Source organism: Streptomyces seoulensis (assembly GCF_004328625.1).
In the GTDB taxonomy this organism is placed as follows: Bacteria; Actinomycetota; Actinomycetes; order Streptomycetales; family Streptomycetaceae; genus Streptomyces; species Streptomyces seoulensis.
In genome coordinates, this window is record NZ_CP032229.1 from 4,268,027 (window position 1) to 4,289,042 (window position 21,016).

Annotated in this window: 23 protein-coding genes; 21 read left to right on the plus strand and 2 right to left on the minus strand. The window is 69.9% G+C overall.

The window, feature by feature from the left end:
* The first annotated feature begins 51 nt into the window (after positions 1 to 51).
* The 15 genes from prmC (at position 52) to D0Z67_RS20025 (ending at position 13,833) form a co-directional block, all read left to right on the plus strand.
* Positions 52 to 891, plus strand: coding sequence for a peptide chain release factor N(5)-glutamine methyltransferase (gene prmC / locus D0Z67_RS19955; protein ID WP_030815940.1), 840 nt, complete (start codon positions 52 to 54; stop codon positions 889 to 891).
* A gap of 52 nt (positions 892 to 943) precedes the next feature.
* Positions 944 to 1,591 carry an L-threonylcarbamoyladenylate synthase gene (locus tag D0Z67_RS19960; RefSeq protein ID WP_031181212.1) on the plus strand — a complete coding sequence of 216 codons (648 nt, stop codon included), beginning with the start codon at positions 944 to 946 and terminating at the stop codon, positions 1,589 to 1,591.
* Positions 1,592 to 1,643: 52 nt separating this feature from the next.
* Complete coding sequence (locus D0Z67_RS19965) at positions 1,644 to 2,303, plus strand: arsenate reductase/protein-tyrosine-phosphatase family protein (protein ID WP_031181213.1); 660 nt, start codon at positions 1,644 to 1,646, stop codon at positions 2,301 to 2,303.
* 115 nt (positions 2,304 to 2,418) lie between these two features.
* Positions 2,419 to 3,657, plus strand: coding sequence for a serine hydroxymethyltransferase (locus D0Z67_RS19970; protein WP_031181214.1), 1,239 nt, complete (start codon positions 2,419 to 2,421; stop codon positions 3,655 to 3,657).
* 141 nt (positions 3,658 to 3,798) lie between these two features.
* Positions 3,799 to 5,151: an MraY family glycosyltransferase gene (locus D0Z67_RS19975; protein WP_031181215.1), complete on the plus strand. Its 1,353-nt coding sequence runs from the start codon at positions 3,799 to 3,801 to the stop codon at positions 5,149 to 5,151.
* Between the two features lie 277 nt (positions 5,152 to 5,428).
* Positions 5,429 to 5,869 carry a Cg1360 family ATP-synthase-associated protein gene (locus tag D0Z67_RS19980; RefSeq protein WP_031181216.1) on the plus strand — a complete coding sequence of 147 codons (441 nt, stop codon included), beginning with the start codon at positions 5,429 to 5,431 and terminating at the stop codon, positions 5,867 to 5,869.
* 210 nt (positions 5,870 to 6,079) lie between these two features.
* Complete coding sequence (gene atpB, locus D0Z67_RS19985; RefSeq protein WP_031181217.1) at positions 6,080 to 6,916, plus strand: F0F1 ATP synthase subunit A; 837 nt, start codon at positions 6,080 to 6,082, stop codon at positions 6,914 to 6,916.
* A gap of 74 nt (positions 6,917 to 6,990) precedes the next feature.
* Positions 6,991 to 7,224 (plus strand): ATP synthase F0 subunit C, encoded by a 234-nt coding sequence (gene atpE, locus D0Z67_RS19990; RefSeq protein WP_031181218.1) that lies wholly within the window; start codon positions 6,991 to 6,993, stop codon positions 7,222 to 7,224.
* Between the two features lie 41 nt (positions 7,225 to 7,265).
* A complete protein-coding gene (locus D0Z67_RS19995; protein ID WP_031181219.1) occupies positions 7,266 to 7,811 on the plus strand; it encodes a F0F1 ATP synthase subunit B in 546 nt (181 codons plus the stop codon).
* Positions 7,808 to 8,623: a F0F1 ATP synthase subunit delta gene (locus tag D0Z67_RS20000; RefSeq protein ID WP_031181220.1), complete on the plus strand. Its 816-nt coding sequence runs from the start codon at positions 7,808 to 7,810 to the stop codon at positions 8,621 to 8,623. The genes D0Z67_RS19995 and D0Z67_RS20000 overlap by 4 nt, the downstream gene beginning before the upstream one ends.
* 134 nt (positions 8,624 to 8,757) lie before the next feature.
* A complete protein-coding gene (gene atpA / locus D0Z67_RS20005) occupies positions 8,758 to 10,350 on the plus strand; it encodes a F0F1 ATP synthase subunit alpha (RefSeq protein ID WP_031181221.1) in 1,593 nt (530 codons plus the stop codon).
* Positions 10,351 to 10,371: 21 nt separating this feature from the next.
* Positions 10,372 to 11,289: a F0F1 ATP synthase subunit gamma gene (locus D0Z67_RS20010; protein WP_031181222.1), complete on the plus strand. Its 918-nt coding sequence runs from the start codon at positions 10,372 to 10,374 to the stop codon at positions 11,287 to 11,289.
* Positions 11,290 to 12,726, plus strand: coding sequence for a F0F1 ATP synthase subunit beta (gene atpD / locus D0Z67_RS20015; protein WP_031181223.1), 1,437 nt, complete (start codon positions 11,290 to 11,292; stop codon positions 12,724 to 12,726). It begins immediately after the preceding gene.
* A 111-nt stretch (positions 12,727 to 12,837) separates the two neighbouring features.
* Positions 12,838 to 13,215: a F0F1 ATP synthase subunit epsilon gene (locus D0Z67_RS20020; protein ID WP_030815967.1), complete on the plus strand. Its 378-nt coding sequence runs from the start codon at positions 12,838 to 12,840 to the stop codon at positions 13,213 to 13,215.
* A gap of 171 nt (positions 13,216 to 13,386) precedes the next feature.
* Positions 13,387 to 13,833: a DUF2550 domain-containing protein gene (locus D0Z67_RS20025; protein ID WP_031181224.1), complete on the plus strand. Its 447-nt coding sequence runs from the start codon at positions 13,387 to 13,389 to the stop codon at positions 13,831 to 13,833.
* An 87-nt stretch (positions 13,834 to 13,920) separates the two neighbouring features.
* On the opposite strand, the gene D0Z67_RS20030 is transcribed toward D0Z67_RS20025, so the two are convergent.
* Positions 13,921 to 15,747 carry a glycoside hydrolase family 18 chitinase gene (locus D0Z67_RS20030; protein ID WP_031181225.1) on the minus strand — a complete coding sequence of 609 codons (1,827 nt, stop codon included), beginning with the start codon at positions 15,745 to 15,747 and terminating at the stop codon, positions 13,921 to 13,923.
* Positions 15,748 to 15,942: 195 nt separating this feature from the next.
* Between D0Z67_RS20030 and D0Z67_RS20035 the strand changes: the two genes are divergently transcribed.
* Genes D0Z67_RS20035 through D0Z67_RS20050 form a run of 4 tightly spaced genes read left to right on the plus strand, consistent with a single transcriptional unit; the run spans position 15,943 to position 18,761 of the window.
* Entirely contained in the window at positions 15,943 to 16,638 is a 696-nt protein-coding gene (locus tag D0Z67_RS20035) for a response regulator transcription factor (protein WP_031181226.1), read from the plus strand.
* Positions 16,635 to 18,083 (plus strand): sensor histidine kinase, encoded by a 1,449-nt coding sequence (locus D0Z67_RS20040; protein ID WP_031181227.1) that lies wholly within the window; start codon positions 16,635 to 16,637, stop codon positions 18,081 to 18,083. The genes D0Z67_RS20035 and D0Z67_RS20040 overlap by 4 nt, the downstream gene beginning before the upstream one ends.
* 55 nt (positions 18,084 to 18,138) lie before the next feature.
* Positions 18,139 to 18,555, plus strand: coding sequence for a hypothetical protein (locus D0Z67_RS20045; protein WP_031181228.1), 417 nt, complete (start codon positions 18,139 to 18,141; stop codon positions 18,553 to 18,555).
* Positions 18,552 to 18,761 (plus strand): hypothetical protein, encoded by a 210-nt coding sequence (locus D0Z67_RS20050; RefSeq protein WP_031181229.1) that lies wholly within the window; start codon positions 18,552 to 18,554, stop codon positions 18,759 to 18,761. The genes D0Z67_RS20045 and D0Z67_RS20050 overlap by 4 nt, the downstream gene beginning before the upstream one ends.
* A 56-nt stretch (positions 18,762 to 18,817) precedes the next feature.
* Here the strand turns inward: D0Z67_RS20050 and D0Z67_RS20055 are convergent, their stop codons facing one another.
* On the minus strand, positions 18,818 to 19,390 hold the full coding sequence (locus D0Z67_RS20055) for a cob(I)yrinic acid a,c-diamide adenosyltransferase (protein WP_031181230.1): 573 nt from the start codon (positions 19,388 to 19,390) through the stop codon (positions 18,818 to 18,820).
* A 189-nt stretch (positions 19,391 to 19,579) separates the two neighbouring features.
* On the opposite strand from D0Z67_RS20055, the gene D0Z67_RS20060 reads away from it, so the two are divergent.
* Both D0Z67_RS20060 and D0Z67_RS20065 read left to right on the plus strand, forming a co-directional pair.
* Positions 19,580 to 20,428 carry a 3-hydroxyacyl-CoA dehydrogenase family protein gene (locus D0Z67_RS20060; protein ID WP_031181231.1) on the plus strand — a complete coding sequence of 283 codons (849 nt, stop codon included), beginning with the start codon at positions 19,580 to 19,582 and terminating at the stop codon, positions 20,426 to 20,428.
* A 179-nt stretch (positions 20,429 to 20,607) separates the two neighbouring features.
* Complete coding sequence (locus D0Z67_RS20065; RefSeq protein WP_031181232.1) at positions 20,608 to 20,931, plus strand: STAS domain-containing protein; 324 nt, start codon at positions 20,608 to 20,610, stop codon at positions 20,929 to 20,931.
* The last annotated feature ends 85 nt before the right edge of the window (positions 20,932 to 21,016 follow it).

Sequence of the window (21,016 nt, forward strand, 5' to 3'; positions counted from 1 at the left end):
AGGAGAAGCGTGCAGCAAGACTTCGGGGGGCGACCCCCGAGCCCCCGCAGCGTGCTGCTCGCGGAGGTGGCCCAGGCCACCCAGCGGCTGGCCGACGCCGGAGTGCCCTCCCCGCGCACCGACGCCGAGGAGCTGGCCGCCTTCGTGCACGCCGTCAAGCGCGGCGCCCTGCACACCGTGAAGGACTCCGACTTCGACGCCCGGTACTGGGAGGTCATCGCCCGCCGCGAGCAGCGCGAGCCGCTCCAGCACATCACCGGGCGGGCCTACTTCCGTTATCTGGAACTCCAGGTCGGCCCCGGCGTCTTCGTGCCCAGGCCGGAGACCGAGTCGGTGGTCGGCTGGGCGATAGACGCGGTACGCGCCATGGACGTCGTCGAACCCAGCATCGTCGACCTGTGCACCGGCTCCGGCGCCATCGCGCTGGCCCTCGCCCAGGAGGTGCCGCGCTCCCGGGTGCACGCCGTCGAGCTGTCCGAGGACGCGCTGCGGTGGACCCGTAAGAACGTCGAGGGCTCGCGCGTCGACCTGCGCCAGGGGGACGCCCTGTCCGCCTTCCCGGACCTCGACGGCCAGGTCGACCTGGTCATCTCCAACCCGCCGTACATCCCGCTCACCGAGTGGGAGTACGTCGCCCCCGAGGCCCGGGACTACGACCCCGAGCTGGCCCTGTTCTCCGGCGAGGACGGGCTCGACCTGATCCGGGGCATCGAGCGCACCGCGCACCGGCTGCTGCGCCCCGGAGGTGTCGTCGTCATCGAGCACGCCGACACCCAGGGCGGCCAGGTGCCGTGGATCTTCACCGAGGAGCGGGGCTGGGCCGACGCGGCCGACCACCCCGACCTCAACAACCGCCCCCGGTTCGCCACGGCCCGCAAGGCGACGCTGTGACCACCGAGCAGCACCACTTCCAGAGTTACGTGTACGAGGAGGCCCGCTAGACATGGCACGGCGATACGACACCCACGACGCCACCGACCGCGTGACGGGCCTGCGCGAGGCAGCCGCCGCCGTACGCCGGGGCGAACTGGTGGTGCTGCCGACCGACACGGTCTACGGCATCGGCGCCGACGCGTTCTCCTCGGAAGCCGTCGCCGACCTGCTCGCCGCCAAGGGCCGGGGCCGCAACATGCCCACCCCCGTGCTCATCGGCTCCCCGAACACCCTGCACGGCCTGGTCACCGACTTCTCCGAGCTGGCCTGGGAACTCGTCGACGCCTTCTGGCCCGGCGCGCTCACCCTGGTCGCCCGGCACCAGCCGTCCCTCCAGTGGGACCTCGGCGACACCCGCGGCACCGTCGCCGTGCGCATGCCGCTGCACCCGGTCGCCATCGAGCTGCTCACCGAGGTCGGCCCGATGGCCGTCTCCTCCGGCAACCTCACCGGCCACCCCGCCCCGGAGACCTGCGACGACGCCCAGCGCATGCTCGGCGACTCCGTCTCCGTCTACCTCGACGGCGGCCCCACCCCGGGCAACGTGCCCTCGTCCATCGTGGACGTCTCCGGCCCGGTGCCGACGCTGCTGCGCCAGGGCGCGATCTCCCCGGAGGAGCTGCGCAAGGTCGTACCCGACCTCGAGGTGGCGAATTGACGGCCCCCCAGCGGTACGTCCCGCCCGAGCGCTCCGGGCAGGGGGTCCCCCCATGCGCGGCATAGGCGGCGCGGACCGCCCGGCGGAGCAGACCACCACCTTCGGGTTTCCGTGCGACACCTTCCGCATCCTCCACGTCAGCACCGGAAACGTCTGCCGCTCGCCCATCACCGAGCGGCTGACCCGGCATTTCGTGTCGGAACGGCTCGGTGTGCTCGGCGGCGGCCTGATCGTGGAGAGCGCCGGCACCTGGGGCCACGAGGGTGCCCGGATGGAGGAGAACGCGGAGACCGTGCTCTCCGAGTTCGGCGCGGACGCGGCCGGGTTCACCGGCCGGGAGCTGCTGGACGAGCACGTCATCATGGCCGACCTGGTGCTGACCGCCACCCGCGACCACCGCGCCCAGGTCATCTCCATGGGCCACTCGGCGGGCCTGCGCACCTTCACGCTGAAGGAGTTCACCCGCCTGGTCCGCGCGATAGACCCGGCCACCCTGCCGCCCCTGGAGGACGGCGTGGTGCTGCGCGCCCGCGCCCTGGTCCGCGCGGCCGCCGCGCTGCGCGGCTGGCTGCTCGCCCCCACCGCCGAGGCGGACGAGGTGTACGACCCCTACGGGGCCCCGCTGCCCTTCTTCCGCTCCATCGGCGACGAGATACGCGACGCCCTCGACCCGGTCGTCACCGCGCTGACGGGCGTGCCCGCCCGCATGTGACGCGCGCCGGGCTCCGGCGCCGGGACTCCTCCGGCGGCCGAGCGGCCGTCCCCGGCACGGCCTACATTGGAGACCTGGGGTCTCGCCCCACGTCGTCGACCGCCCGGAGCCCGTCATGTCGGTCACACCCGTGCTGGAAGCGGACACCCTGAGCCGGCAGGACCCGGAGCTGGCCGAGATCCTGCGCGGGGAGCTGGACCGGCAGTCGACGACCCTCCAGCTCACCGCGGCCGAGAACTTCGCCTCGCCCGCCGTGCTCGCCACCCTCGGCTCCGCGCTGGCCAACAAGTACGCCGAGGGCTACCCCGGCTCCCGGTACCACGGGGGCTGCGCGCTGGCCGACACCGCCGAGCGGATCGCCGTGGAGCGCGCCGAGGCGCTCTTCGGCGCCGAGCACGCCAACGTGCAGCCCACCACCGGCTCCTCGGCCATCCTGGCGGCCTACGCGGCCGTGCTGCGCCCCGGGGACAGCGTCCTCGCCCTCGGCCTGGACGACGGCGGCCACCTCACCCACGGCTCGCCCGCGAACTTCTCCGGCCGCTGGTTCGACTTCACCGGCTACCGACTGGACCCGGAGACCGGGCGGGTCGACCACGACGAGGTGCGCCGGCTGGCCCGCGAGCACCGGCCCAAGGCGATCGTGTGCGGCTCCACCGCCTACCCCCGCCACTTCGACTACGCCTTCTTCCGCGAGGTCGCCGACGAGGTCGGGGCGTATCTCATCGTGACCCTCACGCACTCCGCCGGGCTGGTCGCCGGGGGAGCGGCGCCCAGTCCGGTGCCGTACGCGGATCTGGTGTGCGTCAGCACGCACAAGACGCTGCGCGGGCCGCGCGGCGGGCTCATCCTGTGCGGCGCCGGACTGGCGCGGCGGGTCGACCGGGCCGTCTTCCCCTTCACCCAGGGGGGCGCGGAGATGAACAGCGTCGCCGCCAAGGCCGTCGCGTTCGGCGAGGCGGCCACCCCGGCCTTCGCGGCCTACGCCCAGCAGACGGTCGCCAACGCGCACACGCTCGCCGGGTACCTGGCCGAGGCCGGGTTCACGATCGCCACCGGCGGCACCGACACCGCCCTCGTCGTGGCCGACCCCACCCCGCTCGGCATGGACGGCCGCACCGCGCGCGGGCGGCTCGCTGCCGCCGGACTGGTGCTGGACTGCTGTGCGCTTGCGCACACCGGCGGCCGGGCGCTGCGGCTCGGCACCGCCGCCGTCACCACCCAGGGCATGGGGGAGCCGGCCATGGCCCGGATCGCCGCGCTGCTGGCAGACGTGGTCGGCGGCGCCCAAGACCCGGCCGCGGCACGGGCGGAGGTACGCGAGCTGACCGCGGGCTTCCCGCCGTACCCGGATTGAGGACCTGGGTTCCCAAGGGGTGCCATACGGGTACGGAACGACCCCGTCGGAACCAAGGGCGTCCCCCGCTGGTCCTCACCCTTACACGTCCCTCGCTAGGGTGTGGGGCTGTGATGGCCAGCGAACTCTGTGGGGATGCCCGTGCGTGAATACCTGCTGACGCTTCTCATCACGGCCGCGGTGACGTACCTGCTGACAGGGCCGGTGCGGAAATTCGCGATCGTGGCGGGAGCGATGCCGGAGATCCGGGCACGGGACGTGCACCGGGAGCCCACTCCGCGGCTCGGCGGTATCGCCATGTTCTTCGGACTGTGCGCGGGGCTGCTCGTCGCGGACCACCTGCAGAACCTCAACGAGGTCTTCGCCAAGTCCAACGAGCCCCGCGCCCTGCTGTCCGGGGCCGCGCTGATCTGGCTGATCGGCGTGCTGGACGACAAGTTCGAGATCGACGCGCTGATCAAACTGGGCGGCCAGATGATCGCCGCCGGTGTGATGGTGGTGCAGGGTCTGACGATCCTGTGGCTGCCGGTGCCCGGTGTGGGCCTGGTCGCGGTCACCCAGTGGCAGGGCACCCTGCTGACCGTCGCCCTGGTCGTCATCACCATCAACGCGGTCAACTTCGTCGACGGCCTCGACGGTCTCGCCGCCGGCATGGTCTGCATCGCCACCGCCGCGTTCTTCATGTACGCCTACCGCATCTGGTACGGCTACGGCATCGAGGCCGCCGCTCCCGCGACGCTGTTCGCGGCGATCCTGATGGGCATGTGTCTGGGCTTCCTGCCGCACAACATGCATCCGGCGCGCATCTTCATGGGCGACTCCGGTTCGATGCTGATCGGCCTGGTGCTGGCGGGCAGCGCCATCTCCGTCACCGGGCAGATCGACCCGGACCGGCTGAACCTGTTCTCCGGGTCCGAGCGCAGCACCGTGCACCAGATGGTGCCCGCCTACATCCCGCTGCTGCTGCCGCTGTCGATCATCGCCATCCCGGCCGCCGACCTCGTACTGGCGATCGTCCGGCGCACCTGGCGCGGCCAGTCGCCCTTCGCGGCCGACCGGGGGCATCTGCACCACCGCCTGCTGGAGATCGGCCACTCGCACAGCCGGGCCGTCCTCATCATGTACTTCTGGTCGGCCCTCATCGGCTTCGGCGTCCTCGCCTACTCGGTCAACTCGGCCTCGATGTGGATCGTCCTCGGCGTGGTCTTCCTGAGCGCCATCGGCCTCGTGATGCTCCTCCTGCCCCGCTTCACCCCCCACGCCCCCCGCTGGGCCCAGCACTTCGTCCCCCCGCGCTACCGCCGCTATCCGGAACCGGCGGAGGCGGATGCCAACAGCGAGGAGAGCGAGGGCGAATCGGGAGAGGCGTCCACCGACGCGGTCACCGGGGAGGCCCCCGAGCCGGCCGCCGTGGCAGCGGTGCCGGGCGTCAACGGGGCGACCGCGATCGGCGCCAGTACGCGTTCCACCAAGAATCGCAAGGTAAGAATCTGACTAGAGCATTGCCAAGTCGTGGGGGAGCAAAGCGCCCTAATACCAGACAAGCTCACCCGGTTCTTGCACCTGTGCGCGTCGTCACTCTCATGTGTGACAAACGATGCGCCCCCAGGTAAAGACCTCATCAAATAGTTTGTGATACGGTTCACGAGAACCCAGGACAGAGCCCGAGACCGTCAAGCGACGGTCCTACGGCGTAAGAGTTTCCGTACTCGGTCCGGGACTACGCTCGTCCATGACGACACCTGCCCCCTGTGAAAGCGGAGTTGCCGCCATGCCGTCCAATGACGTCCGGATTCTTGCCCAGGCCGCCGTGCCCACGGCTGCCGTCGGCGCGATCGCCGCCGTCGTCAGCGGTGTGGTCGCCGGTGGCAAGGGTGCGATCGGGGCCGTCGTGGGCACACTGATCGTCATCCTCTTCATGGGGATCGGTCTTTACGTCCTGCAACGCACCGCCAGGTCGTTCCCGCAGCTGTTCCAGATGATGGGTCTGCTGCTCTACGCGGCCCAACTCCTGCTGCTGGTCGTCTTCGTGGGGCTGTTCAAGAACACCACCCTGTTCAACCCCCGTGCCTTCGCCGTCGTTCTGGTGGTGGCCACCCTCACGTGGATCGTCGCCCAGGCGCGGGCCCACATGAGGGCGAAGATCCTCTACGTCGATCCCGACGCTTCGGCCAAGGGCGACAAGTCCCAGAAGACGGACCGTTCGTCGTGAGGGGTAGGGCCGGGATAAAGGCACGGGAAAGATCCTGCTATCGTCCGGTGCCAACTGCGGCATCGCGGGCGCGGGCATCCGAGCTGACGCCTGTTCCACTGCGAGGCTAGATGCCCCCCAGCCGCCCCCACATCCGTAACACCAGTCCCGTGCCGAACCGCGGCCGTACGCCGCGCCGACACAACGAGGTTGCCGTACCTATGCGCCACGATGAAGGAGCCCGCGGTGAGTGCTGATCCGACGCAGACGCTCGCTTTCGACACGAGCTGTCACCTGTTCTCCGGGTGCGGCTTCCCGGCTCCGGGTCTGCACTCGTTCCTGTTCAAGCCGCTCTGGGGCGACGCGGACAGCAACCTGTACTTCAACAAGCCGATGCTCCTGGCGCTGCTCGGGTCGATCATCGTCGTGGTCTTCTTCTGGGCCGCCTTCGCCCGTCCGAAGGTCGTCCCGGGCAAGCTCCAGATGATCGCCGAGAGCGGCTACGACTTCATCCGGCGCGGTGTCGTCTACGAGACGATCGGAAAGAAGGAAGGCGAGAAGTACGTACCCCTGGTCGTCTCGCTGTTCTTCTTCGTCTGGATGATGAACCTCTGGTCGATCATCCCGGTCGCCCAGTTCCCGGTGACGTCGATCATCGCGTACCCGATCGTCCTGGCCGCCATCGTCTACGTCCTGTGGGTCTCGCTGACCTTCAAGCGACACGGCTTTGTCGGCGCCTTCAAGAACTTCACCGGCTACGACAAGTCGCTCGGCGCGGTACTGCCACTGGCCATGCTCATCGAGCTGTTCTCGAACCTCCTGGTACGGCCCTTCACCCACGCCGTCCGACTCTTCGCGAACATGTTCGCCGGCCACACGCTGCTGCTGCTCTTCACCATCGCCAGCTGGTACATGCTCAACGGCATCGGTATCGCCTACGCCGGCGTGTCCTTCATCATGACCATCGTGATGACGGCCTTCGAGCTCTTCATCCAGGCGCTGCAGGCGTACGTCTTCGTACTGCTGACTTGCAGCTTCATCCAGGGCGCGCTGGCCGAGCACCACTGAGCGTTCCCTCCCTCGATCCCTCATTCGTCCGGTGGCCAACCCCCACCGGTCCGTAAAGAAAAGGAAGAACGGGCATGTCCCAGACTCTTGCTGCTGCTGTTTCCGGCTCGCTCGGCTCGATCGGTTACGGCCTCGCGGCCATCGGCCCCGGCGTCGGCGTCGGCATCATCTTCGGTAACGGCACCCAGGCGCTCGCCCGTCAGCCCGAGGCTGCCGGCCTGATCCGCGCCAACCAGATCCTGGGCTTCGCCTTCTGTGAGGCGCTCGCCCTGATCGGTCTGGTCATGCCGTTCGTCTACGGCAAGTAATCGTCGGATTCACGACAGCCCATTAGACGAAAGGCACTGATATGAGCCCCCTGGTTCAGCTTGCGGCTGAGGAGGCCGAGAACCCCCTCATCCCGCCGATCCCAGAGCTCGTCATCGGCCTGATCGCCTTTGTGATCGTCTTCGGCTTCCTCGCCTGGAAGCTCCTCCCGAACATCAACAAGGTTCTGGAGGAGCGCCGCGAAGCGATCGAGGGCGGGATCGAGAAGGCCGAGGCCGCGCAGACCGAGGCTCAGAGCGTCCTCGAGCAGTACAAGGCCCAGCTCGCCGAGGCTCGTCACGAGGCCGCCAGGCTTCGCCAGGAGGCTCAGGAGCAGGGTGCGACGCTCATCGCGGAGATGCGGGCCGAGGGCCAGCGTCAGCGCGAGGAGATCGTCGCCGCCGGTCACGCCCAGATCGCGGCCGACCGCAAGGCCGCTTCGGCCTCGCTCCGCCAGGACGTCGGCAGGCTTGCCACCGAACTGGCCGGCAAGCTCGTCGGTGAGTCCCTTGAGGACCACGCCCGGCAGAGCCGTGTGATCGACCGCTTCCTCGACGAGCTCGACGAGAAGGCCGAGGCCACGCGATGAACGGAGCGAGCCGCGAGGCCCTGGCAGCCGCACGGGAGCGTCTCGACGCGCTGACGGACTCCACCCCCGTGGACGCCGCGCAGCTCGCCGACGAGCTGGCGGCCGTCACCGCGCTGCTCGACCGCGAGGCCGGCCTGCGCCGGGTCCTCACCGACCCGGCGCAGCCCGCCGAGGCCAAGGCCGAGCTGGTGCACCGCCTGATCGGCGGCCAGGTGAGCGGTCCGACCGCCGACCTGGTGGCCGGGCTCGCCCGGTCCCGCTGGTCGCAGTCCCGCGACCTGGTGGACACGCTGGAGGAACTGGCGGACATCGCCGACCTCACCGCGGCGGAGAAGTCGGGCACGCTGGACGACGTCGAGGACGAGCTGTTCCGGTTCGGCCGGATCGTCGCCTCCGACCCGGCCCTGCGGGCCGCGCTGACCGACCGGTCGGCGTCCACCGCGGCCAAGGCCGAGCTGGTGCACCGGCTGCTGGGCGGACGGGCCAAGCCCGTCACCGAGCGTCTGGTCACCCGACTGGTCACCGCGCCGCGTGGACGTAGCCTGGAAGCGGGACTCGAGTCCCTGTCCAAGCTGGCCGCGGAGCGCCGGGACCGGCTGGTGGCGACCGTCACGTCGGCGGTGCCGCTGAGCGAGACCCAGAAGCGTCGCCTGGGCGACGCCCTGGCCAAGCTCTACGGCCGCCGGATGCACCTCAACCTGGACGTGGACCCCGAGGTCATCGGCGGTATCCGGGTGCAGGTCGGTGACGAGGTCATCAACGGTTCCCTGGCGGACCGGCTGGACGACGCCGCCCGCCGTATGGCGAGCTAGAAGCAAACAAGCAGTACGTAATTGCGGCCCTGGTTGGGCCGTGCAGAGGATTCACCTCGTTCAGGGGGGAGTCCGGAGTCAGACATCCCCCCAAAGTGAAACTTCGGGCCCAACAAGGAGAGCAGGGAACCCAGATGGCGGAGCTCACGATCCGGCCGGAGGAGATCCGGGACGCACTGGAGAACTTCGTCCAGTCGTACAAGCCGGACGCGGCCTCGCGCGAGGAGGTCGGTACGGTCACCGTCGCCGGCGACGGCGTCGCGAAGATCGAGGGTCTTCCCTCGGCCATGGCCAACGAGCTGCTGAAGTTCGAGGACGGCACCCTCGGTCTCGCCCTCAACCTCGAGGAGCGCGAGATCGGCGCGATCGTCCTCGGTGAGTTCAGCGGCATCGAGGAGGGCCAGCCGGTGCACCGCACCGGAGAGGTCCTCTCGGTCGCCGTCGGCGACGGCTACCTCGGCCGTGTCGTCGACCCGCTGGGCCAGCCGATCGACGGCCTCGGCGAGGTCGAGACCGACGGTCGCCGCGCCCTCGAGCTGCAGGCCCCCACGGTCATGGAGCGCCAGTCGGTGCACCAGCCGATGGAGACGGGCTACATGGCGGTCGACGCCATGACCCCGATCGGCCGCGGTCAGCGCCAGCTCATCATCGGTGACCGTCAGACCGGCAAGACCGCCCTGGCCGTCGACACGATCATCAACCAGCGCGACAACTGGCGCACCGGCGACCCGAACAAGCAGGTCCGCTGCATCTACGTCGCCATCGGCCAGAAGGGCTCCACCATCGCCGGCGTACGCCGCGCGCTGGAGGAGAACGGCGCGCTGGAGTACACGACCATCGTCGCCGCCCCGGCGTCCGACCCGGCCGGCTTCAAGTACCTGGCGCCGTACACCGGTTCCGCCATCGGTCAGCACTGGATGTACCAGGGCAAGCACGTCCTGATCGTCTTCGACGACCTGTCGAAGCAGGCCGACGCCTACCGCGCCGTGTCCCTGCTGCTGCGCCGTCCGCCGGGCCGCGAGGCGTACCCCGGTGACGTCTTCTACCTGCACTCCCGTCTGCTGGAGCGCTGCGCGAAGCTCTCCGACGACATGGGCGCCGGCTCGATGACCGGTCTGCCGATCGTCGAGACGAAGGCCAACGACGTCTCGGCGTTCATCCCGACCAACGTCATCTCCATCACCGACGGCCAGTGCTTCCTGGAGTCGGACCTCTTCAACGCCGGTCAGCGTCCCGCGCTGAACGTCGGTATCTCCGTCTCCCGAGTCGGTGGTTCCGCCCAGCACAAGGCGATGAAGCAGGTCTCCGGCCGACTGCGCGTGGACCTCGCCCAGTTCCGTGAGCTGGAGGCGTTCGCCGCCTTCGGTTCCGACCTGGACCAGGCCTCCAAGAACCAGCTCGACCGCGGTCAGCGGATGACCGAGCTGCTGAAGCAGAACCAGTACCAGCCGATGTCCACCGAGGACCAGGTCGTCTCGATCTGGGCCGGTGGTACGGGCCGCATGGACGACGTGCCGGTCGACGACGTCCGCCGCTTCGACAAGGAGCTGCTGGAGTACCTGCACCGTTCGCACCAGGGCCTGATGACCTCCATCCGGGAGGGCGGCAAGATGTCGGACGACACCCTTCAGGGCATCGGTGACGCGATCGCGGAGTTCAAGAAGCAGTTCGAGACCTCGGACGGCAAGCTCCTCGGTGACGACACCCCGGCCTCTCCCGCCAAGTGACGTAAGGAAGGGACCTGACTCATGGGAGCCCAGCTCCGGGTCTACAAGCGTCGCATCCGATCCGTCACCGCGACCAAGAAGATCACCAAGGCGATGGAGATGATCGCCGCCTCGCGTGTCGTCAAGGCGCAGCGCAAGGTGGCGGCCTCCAAGCCGTACGCGGACGAGCTGACCCGCGCGGTCAAGGCTGTCGCCACCGGGTCGAACACCAAGCACCCGCTCACCACGGAGGCCGAGAACCCGACCCGTGCCGCGGTCCTGCTCCTCACGAGCGACCGCGGTCTGGCCGGCGCCTTCAACTCCAACGCCATCAAGGCGGGCGAGAAGCTCACCGAGCGCCTCGAGCGCGAGGGCAAGCAGGTGGAGACGTTCATCGTCGGCCGCCGCGGTGCCGCGCACTACAACTTCCGTGAGCGCAAGATCGCGGAGCTGTGGACGGGCTTCACCGACGAGCCGACGTACGCGGACGCCAAGAAGGTCGCGGCGCCCCTGATCGAGGCCATCGAGACGCCCGACGCGGACGGCGGCGTGGACGAGCTCTACATCGTCTTCACGGAGTTCGTGTCGATGATGACGCAGAACGCGGTCGCCGAGCAGTTGCTGCCGCTGAGCCTCGACGAGGTCGCGGAGGAGAACACCGGCGACGGTGAGATCCTCCCGCTGTACGACTTCGAGCCCTCGGCGGAGGACGTCCTCGACGCCCTCCTGCCGCGGTATGTGGAGAGCCGTATCTACAACGCGATGCTCCAGTCGGCCGCTTCGAAGCACGCTGCCACGCGGCGCGCGATGAAGTCGGCCACCGACAACGCGGGCGAGCTGATCAACACGCTCTCCCGTCTTGCCAACGCGGCCCGCCAGGCCGAAATCACCCAGGAAATCAGCGAGATCGTCGGTGGCGCCAGCGCCCTGGCCGACGCGACCGCGGGGAGTGACCGATAAATGACCACCACTGTTGAGACCGCGGCGGCCACGGGTCGCGTCGCCCGCGTCATCGGCCCGGTCGTCGACGTGGAGTTCCCCGTCGACGCGATGCCGGACATCTACAACGCTCTGACCGTCGAGGTCGCCGACCCGGCGCGGGACGGCGAGAAGAAGACGCTGACCCTGGAAGTCGCCCAGCACCTGGGCGGCGGCCTGGTCCGCGCCATCTCCATGCAGCCCACCGACGGTCTGGTCCGCCAGTCCGTCGTGACGGACAGCGGCGACGCCATCTCCGTCCCGGTCGGCGACTTCACCAAGGGCAAGGTGTTCAACACCCTCGGCGAGGTGCTGAACGTCGACGAGAAGCACACCGGTGAGCGCTGGCCGATCCACCGCAAGGCGCCGAACTTCGACGAGCTCGAGTCGAAGACCGAGATGTTCGAGACCGGCGTCAAGGTCATCGACCTGCTGACCCCGTACGTCAAGGGCGGCAAGATCGGTCTGTTCGGTGGTGCCGGTGTCGGCAAGACGGTGCTCATCCAGGAGATGATCTACCGCGTCGCCAACAACCACGACGGTGTCTCCGTGTTCGCCGGTGTCGGTGAGCGCACGCGTGAGGGCAACGACCTCATCGCGGAGATGACCGAGTCGGGCGTCATCGACAAGACCGCGCTCGTCTTCGGTCAGATGGACGAGCCGCCGGGCACCCGTCTGCGCGTCGCGCTGGCCGGCCTCACCATGGCCGAGTACTTCCGTGACGTCCAGAAGCAGGATGTGCTGTTCTTCATCGACAACATCTTCCGCTTCACGCAGGCCGGTTCCGAGGTCTCCACGCTGCTCGGCCGCATGCCGTCCGCCGTGGGTTACCAGCCGAACCTGGCCGACGAGATGGGTCTCCTCCAGGAGCGCATCACGTCGACCCGCGGTCACTCGATCACCTCGATGCAGGCGATCTACGTCCCCGCGGACGACCTGACCGACCCGGCCCCGGCCACCACGTTCGCCCACCTCGACGCGACGACGGTTCTCTCCCGTCCGATCTCGGAGAAGGGCATCTACCCGGCCGTGGACCCGCTGGACTCCGTGTCCCGCATCCTGGACCCGCGTTACATCGCGCAGGACCACTACGACTGCGCCATGCGCGTCAAGAGCATCCTGCAGAAGTACAAGGACCTCCAGGACATCATCGCGATCCTCGGTATCGACGAGCTGGGCGAGGAGGACAAGCTCGTCGTCCACCGTGCCCGTCGCGTGGAGCGCTTCCTGTCCCAGAACACCCACGTCGCCAAGCAGTTCACCGGCGTGGACGGTTCGGACGTTCCGGTGGACGAGACCATCGCCGCGTTCAACGCGATCTGCGACGGTGAGTACGACCACTTCCCGGAGCAGGCGTTCTTCATGTGCGGTGGCATCGAGGACCTCAAGAAGAACGCGAAGGAGCTGGGCGTCTCCTGACACCCGCGCTCCTGACCGGGGGGCGGGCCCGCCCCGCCCCCTCGGTCACGCCCCCTAGAATTGACCCCAACACCCGGCACAACGGCCGGGTGGTGATCCGAGGAGCCAACCTTGGCTGCTGAGCTGCACGTCGAGCTGGTCGCCGCCGACCGCCAGGTCTGGTCCGGCGAGGCCACCCTGGTCGTCGCGCGCACCACGTCCGGCGACATCGGCGTCATGCCCGGTCACCAGCCGCTGCTCGGTGTGCTGGAGTCGGGCCCGGTGACCATCCGCACCAGTGACGGCGGCACCGTCGTCGCCGCGGTGCACGGCGGTTTCATCTCGTTCGCGGACGACAAGCTGTCGCTGCTGGCCGAGATCGCCGAGCTGGCGGAGGAGATCGACGTCCAGCGCGTCGAGCGCGAGCTGGAGCGAGCGAAGGCGGAGGACGACGAGGACGCTCAGCGTCGCGCCGACGTCCGTCTGCGGGCGGCGACCTCCGCGCGCTGATCATCGCGCCGTGTGACCATCATTCAGCCGCGGCCGGCCCGGAACATTCCGGTGCCGGTCGCGGCTGAGGTGAATCCGGGTGTTTTTCCGGTTCCATTACCTGGCTCTGCGGTTTCATTACCCTGAGCCGAAAGCAGTTCCACTACCTGGGAGACGAGGAGGTCGGTGCCGATGGTCCTCGCTCTGACTGTGTGCGGAATCGTGGTCGCGCTCGTGGTGGTGGGTCTGTTCCTGTTCGGCCTGCGCCGCAGGCTCATCCAGCGTTCCGGCGGCACCTTCGACTGTTCGCTGCGCTGGGACGTGGCGGAGCAGAGCGAGGTGAACGGCAAGGGCTGGAGCTACGGCATCGCCCGCTACAACGGGGACCGCATCGAGTGGTTCCGGGTGTTCTCCTACGCCCTGCGCCCGCGCCGGGTGCTGGAGCGCTCGCGGATCGAGGTGGCCGGACGCCGGCTGCCCGAGGGCGAGGAGGAGCTGGCGCTGCTGTCCGACGCGGTGGTCCTCGCCTGCGTCCACCAGGGCACCCGGCTCGAACTCGCCATGAGCGAAGACGCGCTGACCGGATTTCTCGCGTGGCTGGAAGCAGCCCCGCCCGGACAGCGAGTGAATGTGGCGTAGCCACATTCACTCGCTGGGTGGGGGTCCCCCCGGACGAAGTCCGGGGGAGCGTCAACGTCGCTTAGGGGGCTCGGCCCCCGAACTCATCTACGACAGGCCGTTGCTGAGGGCCGTCACCAGTTCACCGTTGCTGGTGTCCCCGGTGAAGTCCCAGAAGAACGCGCCGCCCAAGCCCTGGCTCTTGGCCCAGCTCATCTTGCCGGCGATGGTCGACGGGGTGTCGTACGACCACCAGTTGCTGCCGCAGTGGGCGTACGCGGTGCCCGCGATGGTGCCGGTGACCGGGCAGGAGCCCTTGAGAACCTTGTAGTCCTCGATGCCGGCCTCGTAGGTGCCCGGAGCGGCTCCGGTGGCGGTGCCGCCGGGGGCGTCCTGGGTGACACCGGTCCAGCCGCGGCCGTAGAAGCCGATGCCGATGAGCAGCTTGCTCGCCGGCACCCCGACCGCCTTGTACTTGGCCATCGCGTCGGCGGTGGTGAAGCCCGCCTTCGGGATGCCGCTGTAGGAGGTGAGCGGGGAGTGCGGGGCCGTCGGACCCTTGGCGTCGAAGGCGCCGAAGAAGTCGTACGTCATCACGTTGTACCAGTTGAGGTACTGCGACGCGCCCGCGTAGTCGGCGGCCTCGATCTTGCCGCCGCTGGAGCCGTCCGCGGTGACCGCGGCGGTGACCAGGTAATTGGCGCCGAACTTGGAGCGGAGCGCGGAGACCACGTTCTTGAAGGCCGCCGAGCCGCTGGTGTCGCAGGACAGACCGCAGGCGTTGGGGTACTCCCAGTCGATGTCGATGCCGTCGAAGACATCGGCCCAGCGGGGGTCCTCCACCAGGTCGTAGCAGGACTGGGCGAACGCGGCCGGGTTCTTGGCCGCCTCACCGAAGCCGCCGGACCAGGTCCAGCCACCGAAGGACCACAGCACCTTGATGTTCGGGTACTTGGCCTTGAGCTGACGGAGCTGGTTGAAGTTGCCGCGCAGCGGCTGGTCCCAGGTGTCGGCGGCGCCGCTGACCGACTGGTCGGCGGTGAACGCCTTGTCGTAGTCGGCGTAGGAGTCGCCGATCGCGCACTTGCCGCCGGTGACGTTGCCGAAGGCGTAGTTGATGTGCGTGATCTTGGACGCGGAACCGGACGTCACGATGTTCTTGACGTTGTAGTTCCGGCCGTAGATGCCCCACTCGGTGAAGTAGCCGAGCTTGACCTTGTCACCGGTGGCGGGCGGCGGGTTGGTGCCGCCGCCGGTGGTGCGCACGGCCGTCGCGGAGCTGGCCGGACCGGTCTGGTCGGCGGTGTCCCTGGCGCGGACGCTGTAGGAGTAGTCGGTGCCGGCGGTGAGACCGGTGTCCGTGTACGAGGTGGTGGTGACGGTGGCGACCTTGGCCCCGTCGCGCAGCACGTCGTAGTTCTTGACGCCCTTGTCGTCGGTGGCGGCCGACCAGCTCAGCTTGACCGAGGTGTCGGTCACGGCGGAGGCGGTGGGCTTGCCGGGGGCGGAGGGCGCCGCGTCGCCGGGCACCGTGGTGCCGTCACAACTGTCGCCGTTCAGCTTGCAGTTGCTCGGCGAACCGGTGCCCGCGCCGTTGAAGGCGAAGGAGATGGAGGAGCCGGGCGCCACCGAGCCGTTGTACGACTTGTTCTTCGCCGTCCAGTGGGTGCCGGACGAGGTGACGTCGGCGTCCCAGGCGGAGGAGACGGACGTGCCCGAGGGGAAGTCCCACTCGATCGTCCAGGAGCTGATGGCGGTGGTGCCGGTGTTCTTGACGGTCCACTTTCCTTCGAAACCGCTGCCCCAGTCCTGGGACTTCACATAGCTCGCGGTGACGTTGGTGGCCGCTTCGGCGGGGGCGGCCAGGCCGACCAGGCCGGCCAGGGGGAGCAGCAGGGTCACGGCACCCGCCGCGACTCTGTGTCTGAAGCGCATGTGCGACTCCCTCGATGTCGGGGGGAACTTCACGAGGCATGGGGGGCATGACTGAGCCTTCACGCCCATGCTGTGCCGCGACAATAGGAAAGGTCTGGACCATAGGTCAATAGGTCTGGACCATTTGTTCCGCAATTCGACTTAACCTCAACTCCTCTGCTGCTGTGGGGGTTTGAAAGCCCGCGAGGAGGAAGCGTGAGTGACTCGGCAAGCCCCGGAACCGTCCTGGTGGTGGACGACGACGCAGCGATCCGCCGCTCCCTGGAGCGCGGCCTCAGGCTGAACGGCTTCACCGTGCGCACCGCCGCCGACGGCACCGAGGCGCTCGCCGCCGTCGGACGGGAACAGCCGGACGTGCTGGTACTGGACGTGTCGATGCCCGGCCTGACCGGCATCCAGGTCTGCGCCCGGCTCCGCGACGAGGGCCGCGAACTGCCCGTGCTGATGCTGTCCGCGCTGGACGAGACCGCCGACCGGATCGCCGGGCTCCAGGCGGGCGGCGACGACTACCTCGTCAAGCCCTTCGCCCTCCAGGAACTCGTGCTCCGGCTGCGCGCCCTGCTGCGCCGCAGCCCGCCGAGCACCCGGGAGGTGCTGCGCGAGGCCGGGATCGAGATCGACCCCGGCGCCCGCACCGCCGAGCGCGACGGCCGCGTACTCGACCTGACCCGGCGGGAGTTCGAGCTGCTGGAGGTGCTGATGCGCAACGCCGGGCTCGTCCTCACCCGCGACCAGCTCCTCGAACGCGTCTGGGGCTACGACTTCGAGGTCCGCACCGACGCCGTCGACACCTTCGTCAGCTATCTGCGCCGAAAGCTGGAGGCCGACGGCGCCCCGAGGCTGGTGCACACCGTGCGCGGGGTCGGCTTCGTGTTCCGGGAGGCGCGGTGAGGCTCTCCACCCGGGTCGGCCTCGCCGTCGGCTGCACCGTCCCGCTGCTGGTGCTGGCCTCCGGCTGGCTGCTGACCCAGCTGGTCGCCCGCGACCTGCACCGGGCCGGCGACCAGCACCTGCGCCAACGCGCCGCCGCTCTCGCCCCGGACGCCCGCGCCCTGCTGCGCGCCTCGGCCGACGACCGCCCCCGCGCCGCCGGCCAGCGCGAGCGGCACCTGTTCAGCACCGCCCTCGACGTCGGCGTACGCGTCCAGGGACCGGACGGCGTCTTCAGCGGCGGCCCCCAGCCCGGCGCCTCGGCCCGGCTGCCCGAGCGGACCGGGGTGCCGGTGACCGTCCGCGACGGCGCCCGGAGCTGGCGCGGGCTGGCCCGGCCGGTGCGTGGCGGCACCCTGTGGGTGTTCGCCCCCGACACCGCCGACCGGGCCCAGGTCCTGCTGGTCCGGCGCCGGGTGGTGTTCACCGCGCTGCTCGCCGCGCCCGCCTCCGGCGCCCTCGCCTGGGCCCTGGCCGCCGGCGCGAGCGCCCCGCTGCGCCGCCTCACCCGGCGCACGGCGGGCCTTGATCCGCGCACCAGCGGCGAACGGCCGGAGCCGGAGCGGACCGGCGTCACCGAGGTCGACGAACTCGGGTCCACCCTGCGCACGGTGCTCGCCCGCTACGACGAACAGGCCGCCCGGACCGCCGAGGCGCTCGACACCGCCCGCTCCTTCTCCTCGGCCGCCGCGCACGAACTGCGCACCCCGCTGATGAGCATGGGCACCAACCTCGACGTCCTCGGCATCCGCGGCCTGCCCGACCCGGACCGCGACGAGGCGCTGACCGACCTGCGCCTCGAACACGCCCGGCTGCTGCACCTGCTGGTGATGCTCCGGGAGCTGGGCCGGGGCGATCTGGTGGAGGCCGAGACCTTCGCCGCCGTCGACCTGGCGGACCTCGCCGACACCGCCGTGGCCGAGGTACGGCGCCGGGACCGGGGCGCGGAGGTCGTGCTGGACGCCGAGCCGGGGGTCGTCGTGCCGGGCTGGGAGCCGGGGCTGCGGCTGCTGCTGGACAACCTGCTGGCCAACGCGCTCGCCCACGGCCGTGATCCGGCGGGCGTCGCGCGCATACGGGTGGCCGTGGGGCGGGCCGGGGAGCAGGCGGTGGTGGCCGTGGCCGACCAGGGGCCCGGCATACCGGCCGCGTCCCGGCAGCGGCTCTTCGAGCGGTTCCAGCGGGGCCCCGACAGCACCGGCTCCGGTCTCGGGCTCACCCTCGTCGCCCAGCAGACCGCGCTGCACCGGGGGAGCGTCGGCGTCACCGACGGCCCCGAGGGCACCGGGGCCCGCTTCGAGGTACGGCTGCCGCTGGACGGCACCGGGGCGCCGGGACGCCGGGACTGGCTGATCGGGACGGCCGGGGCGGAGCGGTCACAAGGTTTCCCCAAAGAGACCTCCTAGCCTCCGGGGCGACGGACGGCACCACAGCCCGTCCCGGACGTGAACGGAGACGCACATGGACGCACGACGGAGCACCCGGACCCTCCTCGCGGGCCTCGCCACCGCGGCGCTGCTGGCGGGCTCGGCCGGTGCCGCGTCCGCCGCCGACGCCTCGCCCGGCGCCAAGCCCGCCGCCAAGGGGGCCCACGACGGCGCGCGGGCCCTGTGCAAGCGCGAGCCGAAGATCGACAAGCGCATCGACCGCGCCCTGAAGCGGCTGGACGCCGGCAAGGGCCGGCGCGGCTCGGTGGCCCGGCTCCAGCAGCGCGTCGACAACGCCAAGAAGGCCGGCCACACCGAGATCGCCACCTTCCTCCAGGGCCGCCTGGACACCCGCGAGTCGCTGAAGAAGGACCTTCACGACCGCAAGAAGGACCTCGCCGGGGTCAAGACCTGGTGCGCGAAGAACGACGCCGGCAAGGCGGAGAAGTGAGGCGCGGCTCCCGGCGCGCGGCGGCGGCCGTCACCCTGGCCGCCCTCGCCGCGCTCACCACGGGCTGCGGCCACGACGACGCCGCCACCCCGTCCTCCGGCACCGCCACCCCTTCGGGCTACGCGGACATGAAGAAGAAGGTGGACGCGGCCGAATCGGCGGCCGCCGCGGCCGACCGCGACGCCACGAGCGACGCGGACCGGTAGGGGGCGCGGTCGGAAAGGGGGGCGTCTCGCGGAGGCGCCCCCCCTCGCCGTACCCCCTAGCGCTCGCCGCCCGGCACCCACAGCACGTCGCCGGTCTCCTTGTTGGCCGTGCGGGCCAGGATGAACAGGAGGTCGGAGAGGCGGTTGAGGTAGGTCGCGGTGAGCGGGTTCATCGTCTCGCCGTGCGCCTCCAGCGCCGCCCAGGTGGAGCGTTCGGCCCGCCGGACCACCGTGCACGCCTGGTGCAGCAGGGCCGCGCCGGGGGTGCCGCCGGGCAGGATGAACGAGCGCAGCTTCTCCAGCCGCTCGTTGAACCGGTCGCAGTCCTGCTCCAGTCGGTCCACGTAGAACTGCTCGACCCTGAGCGGCGGGTACTCCGGGTTCTCCACCACCGGTGTCGACAGGTCGGCGCCCACGTCGAACAGGTCGTTCTGCACCCGGGTGAGGACCGTGACGACCTCCTGGTCCAGCCCGCCCAGCGCGACGGCGGTACCGATCACCGCGTTCGCCTCGTTGGCGTCCGCGTACGCGGAGATCCTGAGGTCGGTCTTGGCGGTGCGGCTCATGTCGCCGAGGGCGGTGGTGCCCTGGTCGCCGGTCCTGGTGTAGATGCGCGTCAGATTGACCATACGGTCAGCGTAGTTGCCCCAAAGGGCGCGAAGCGGTGCGGATTTGACGGACCGGAGCGGCACAACCGGAACGTGACGGGTGTCTCACGCCCTGAGACCGTGACACGCGTTACTTACGGTCCTCAAGGCGTCGCCCGAACGCTAATGTCCGCCGAGAGGAACCATAAACAGCGCGTAAGGGGAGTCGGAGTGGCAGGGAAGCTCGCCGTCATCGGGGCCGGTCTCATGGGGTCCGGTATCGCCCAGGTCGCCGCACAGGCCGGCTGGGACGTGGTTCTGCGCGACGTCACCGACGAGGCGCTGAAGCGCGGCACCGACGGTATCCGGGCCTCCTACGAGAAGTTCGTGGCCAAGGGCAAGCTGGACGCGGCGGACGCCGAGGCGGCCCTCGCCCGGATCACCCCGACCACCGACCTGGACGACGTCGCGGACGCCGACATCGTGATCGAGGCGGTCTTCGAGAAGCTGGAGGTCAAGCACGAGATCTTCCGCGCGCTCGACAAGATCGTGCGCCCGGACGCCGTGCTGGCCTCCAACACCTCCGCCATCCCGATCACCAAGATCGCGGCCGCCACCGAGCACCCCGAGCGCGTGGTCGGCGTCCACTTCTTCTCGCCGGTGCCGATGATGCGGCTCGTCGAGCTGGTCCGGGGTTACAAGACCAGCGACGAAACCCTCGCCACCGCGCGGGAGTTCGCCGAGTCGGTCGGCAAGACCTGCATCGTCGTCAACCGCGATGTCGCCGGGTTCGTCACCACCCGCCTCATCTCGGCCCTCGTGGTCGAGGCCACCAAGCTCTACGAGTCGGGCGTGGCCACCGCCGAGGACATCGACCTCGCCTGCAAGCTGGGCTTCGGGCACGCCATGGGCCCGCTGGCCACCGCCGACCTCACCGGGGTCGACATCCTGCTGCACGCCACCGGCAACATCTACATCGAGAGCCAGGACGAGAAGTTCGCCCCGCCGGAGCTGATGCGCCGGATGGTGGACGCCGGTGACATCGGCCGCAAGAGCGGGCAGGGCTTCTACACGTACTGACCGCGTCCGGATCACCAGCCGATCCCGTGCGCGTCCGTACAACCGCTCAGGGGGATCACCCCAGCGGGTGAATTCGGTATCGGTTCGCTTACAACCAGCAACCGCATCGACACCCACACAGTCAGACGTTGCACAGCACCGTCACGGAGAACGCCACTCGCACTCAACGGGGAGCGCATATGTACATCAGGGGCGACCACGCCGAGCTGGTCGTCGGGGGGCGCCTCGACGTCCGCAGCGCGGCGGACGCCCGTACGGCCCTCCACGCGGCGTTGGACGACGGGATCGGCGATCTGGTGCTTGACCTGTCCGAGCTGGACTCCTGGGACGCCACCGGACTCGGCGTCATCATGGGCGCACACCGGCGCGCGGGCCGCTGCGGCCGGCGTCTGGTGCTGCGCCGGGTGCCGCCGCAGATGCAGCGGCTGCTCGTGGCCACCCGGCTGCACCGCATTCTGGCCATCGAGGGCGGAGTCGGCGTGGAGTCGCTGCCCCGCGTGTGAGGTGTCGTGAGCGGGGCAGGTTCCAAGTCGTCCCGAACGGCGCGTCGCGCGCATTCCTCACCGGAAGGTGATCTCCCGGATCTCT

Bases quoted from the DNA above. Each gene is read 5' to 3' on its own strand.
- D0Z67_RS19960 (WP_031181212.1), top strand. From the start codon at position 944: ATGGCACGGCGATACGACACCCACGACGCCACCGACCGCGTGACGGGC.
- D0Z67_RS19965 (WP_031181213.1), top strand. From the start codon at position 1,644: ATGCGCGGCATAGGCGGCGCGGACCGCCCGGCGGAGCAGACCACCACC.
- D0Z67_RS19970 (WP_031181214.1), top strand. From the start codon at position 2,419: ATGTCGGTCACACCCGTGCTGGAAGCGGACACCCTGAGCCGGCAGGAC.
- D0Z67_RS19980 (WP_031181216.1), top strand. From the start codon at position 5,429: ATGCCGTCCAATGACGTCCGGATTCTTGCCCAGGCCGCCGTGCCCACG.
- atpB (WP_031181217.1), top strand. From the start codon at position 6,080: ATGAAGGAGCCCGCGGTGAGTGCTGATCCGACGCAGACGCTCGCTTTC.
- atpE (WP_031181218.1), top strand. From the start codon at position 6,991: ATGTCCCAGACTCTTGCTGCTGCTGTTTCCGGCTCGCTCGGCTCGATC.
- D0Z67_RS19995 (WP_031181219.1), top strand. From the start codon at position 7,266: ATGAGCCCCCTGGTTCAGCTTGCGGCTGAGGAGGCCGAGAACCCCCTC.
- D0Z67_RS20000 (WP_031181220.1), top strand. From the start codon at position 7,808: ATGAACGGAGCGAGCCGCGAGGCCCTGGCAGCCGCACGGGAGCGTCTC.
- atpA (WP_031181221.1), top strand. From the start codon at position 8,758: ATGGCGGAGCTCACGATCCGGCCGGAGGAGATCCGGGACGCACTGGAG.
- D0Z67_RS20010 (WP_031181222.1), top strand. From the start codon at position 10,372: ATGGGAGCCCAGCTCCGGGTCTACAAGCGTCGCATCCGATCCGTCACC.
- atpD (WP_031181223.1), top strand. From the start codon at position 11,290: ATGACCACCACTGTTGAGACCGCGGCGGCCACGGGTCGCGTCGCCCGC.
- D0Z67_RS20025 (WP_031181224.1), top strand. From the start codon at position 13,387: ATGGTCCTCGCTCTGACTGTGTGCGGAATCGTGGTCGCGCTCGTGGTG.
- D0Z67_RS20030 (WP_031181225.1), bottom strand. From the start codon at position 15,747: ATGCGCTTCAGACACAGAGTCGCGGCGGGTGCCGTGACCCTGCTGCTC.
- D0Z67_RS20045 (WP_031181228.1), top strand. From the start codon at position 18,139: ATGGACGCACGACGGAGCACCCGGACCCTCCTCGCGGGCCTCGCCACC.
- D0Z67_RS20055 (WP_031181230.1), bottom strand. From the start codon at position 19,390: ATGGTCAATCTGACGCGCATCTACACCAGGACCGGCGACCAGGGCACC.
- D0Z67_RS20065 (WP_031181232.1), top strand. From the start codon at position 20,608: ATGTACATCAGGGGCGACCACGCCGAGCTGGTCGTCGGGGGGCGCCTC.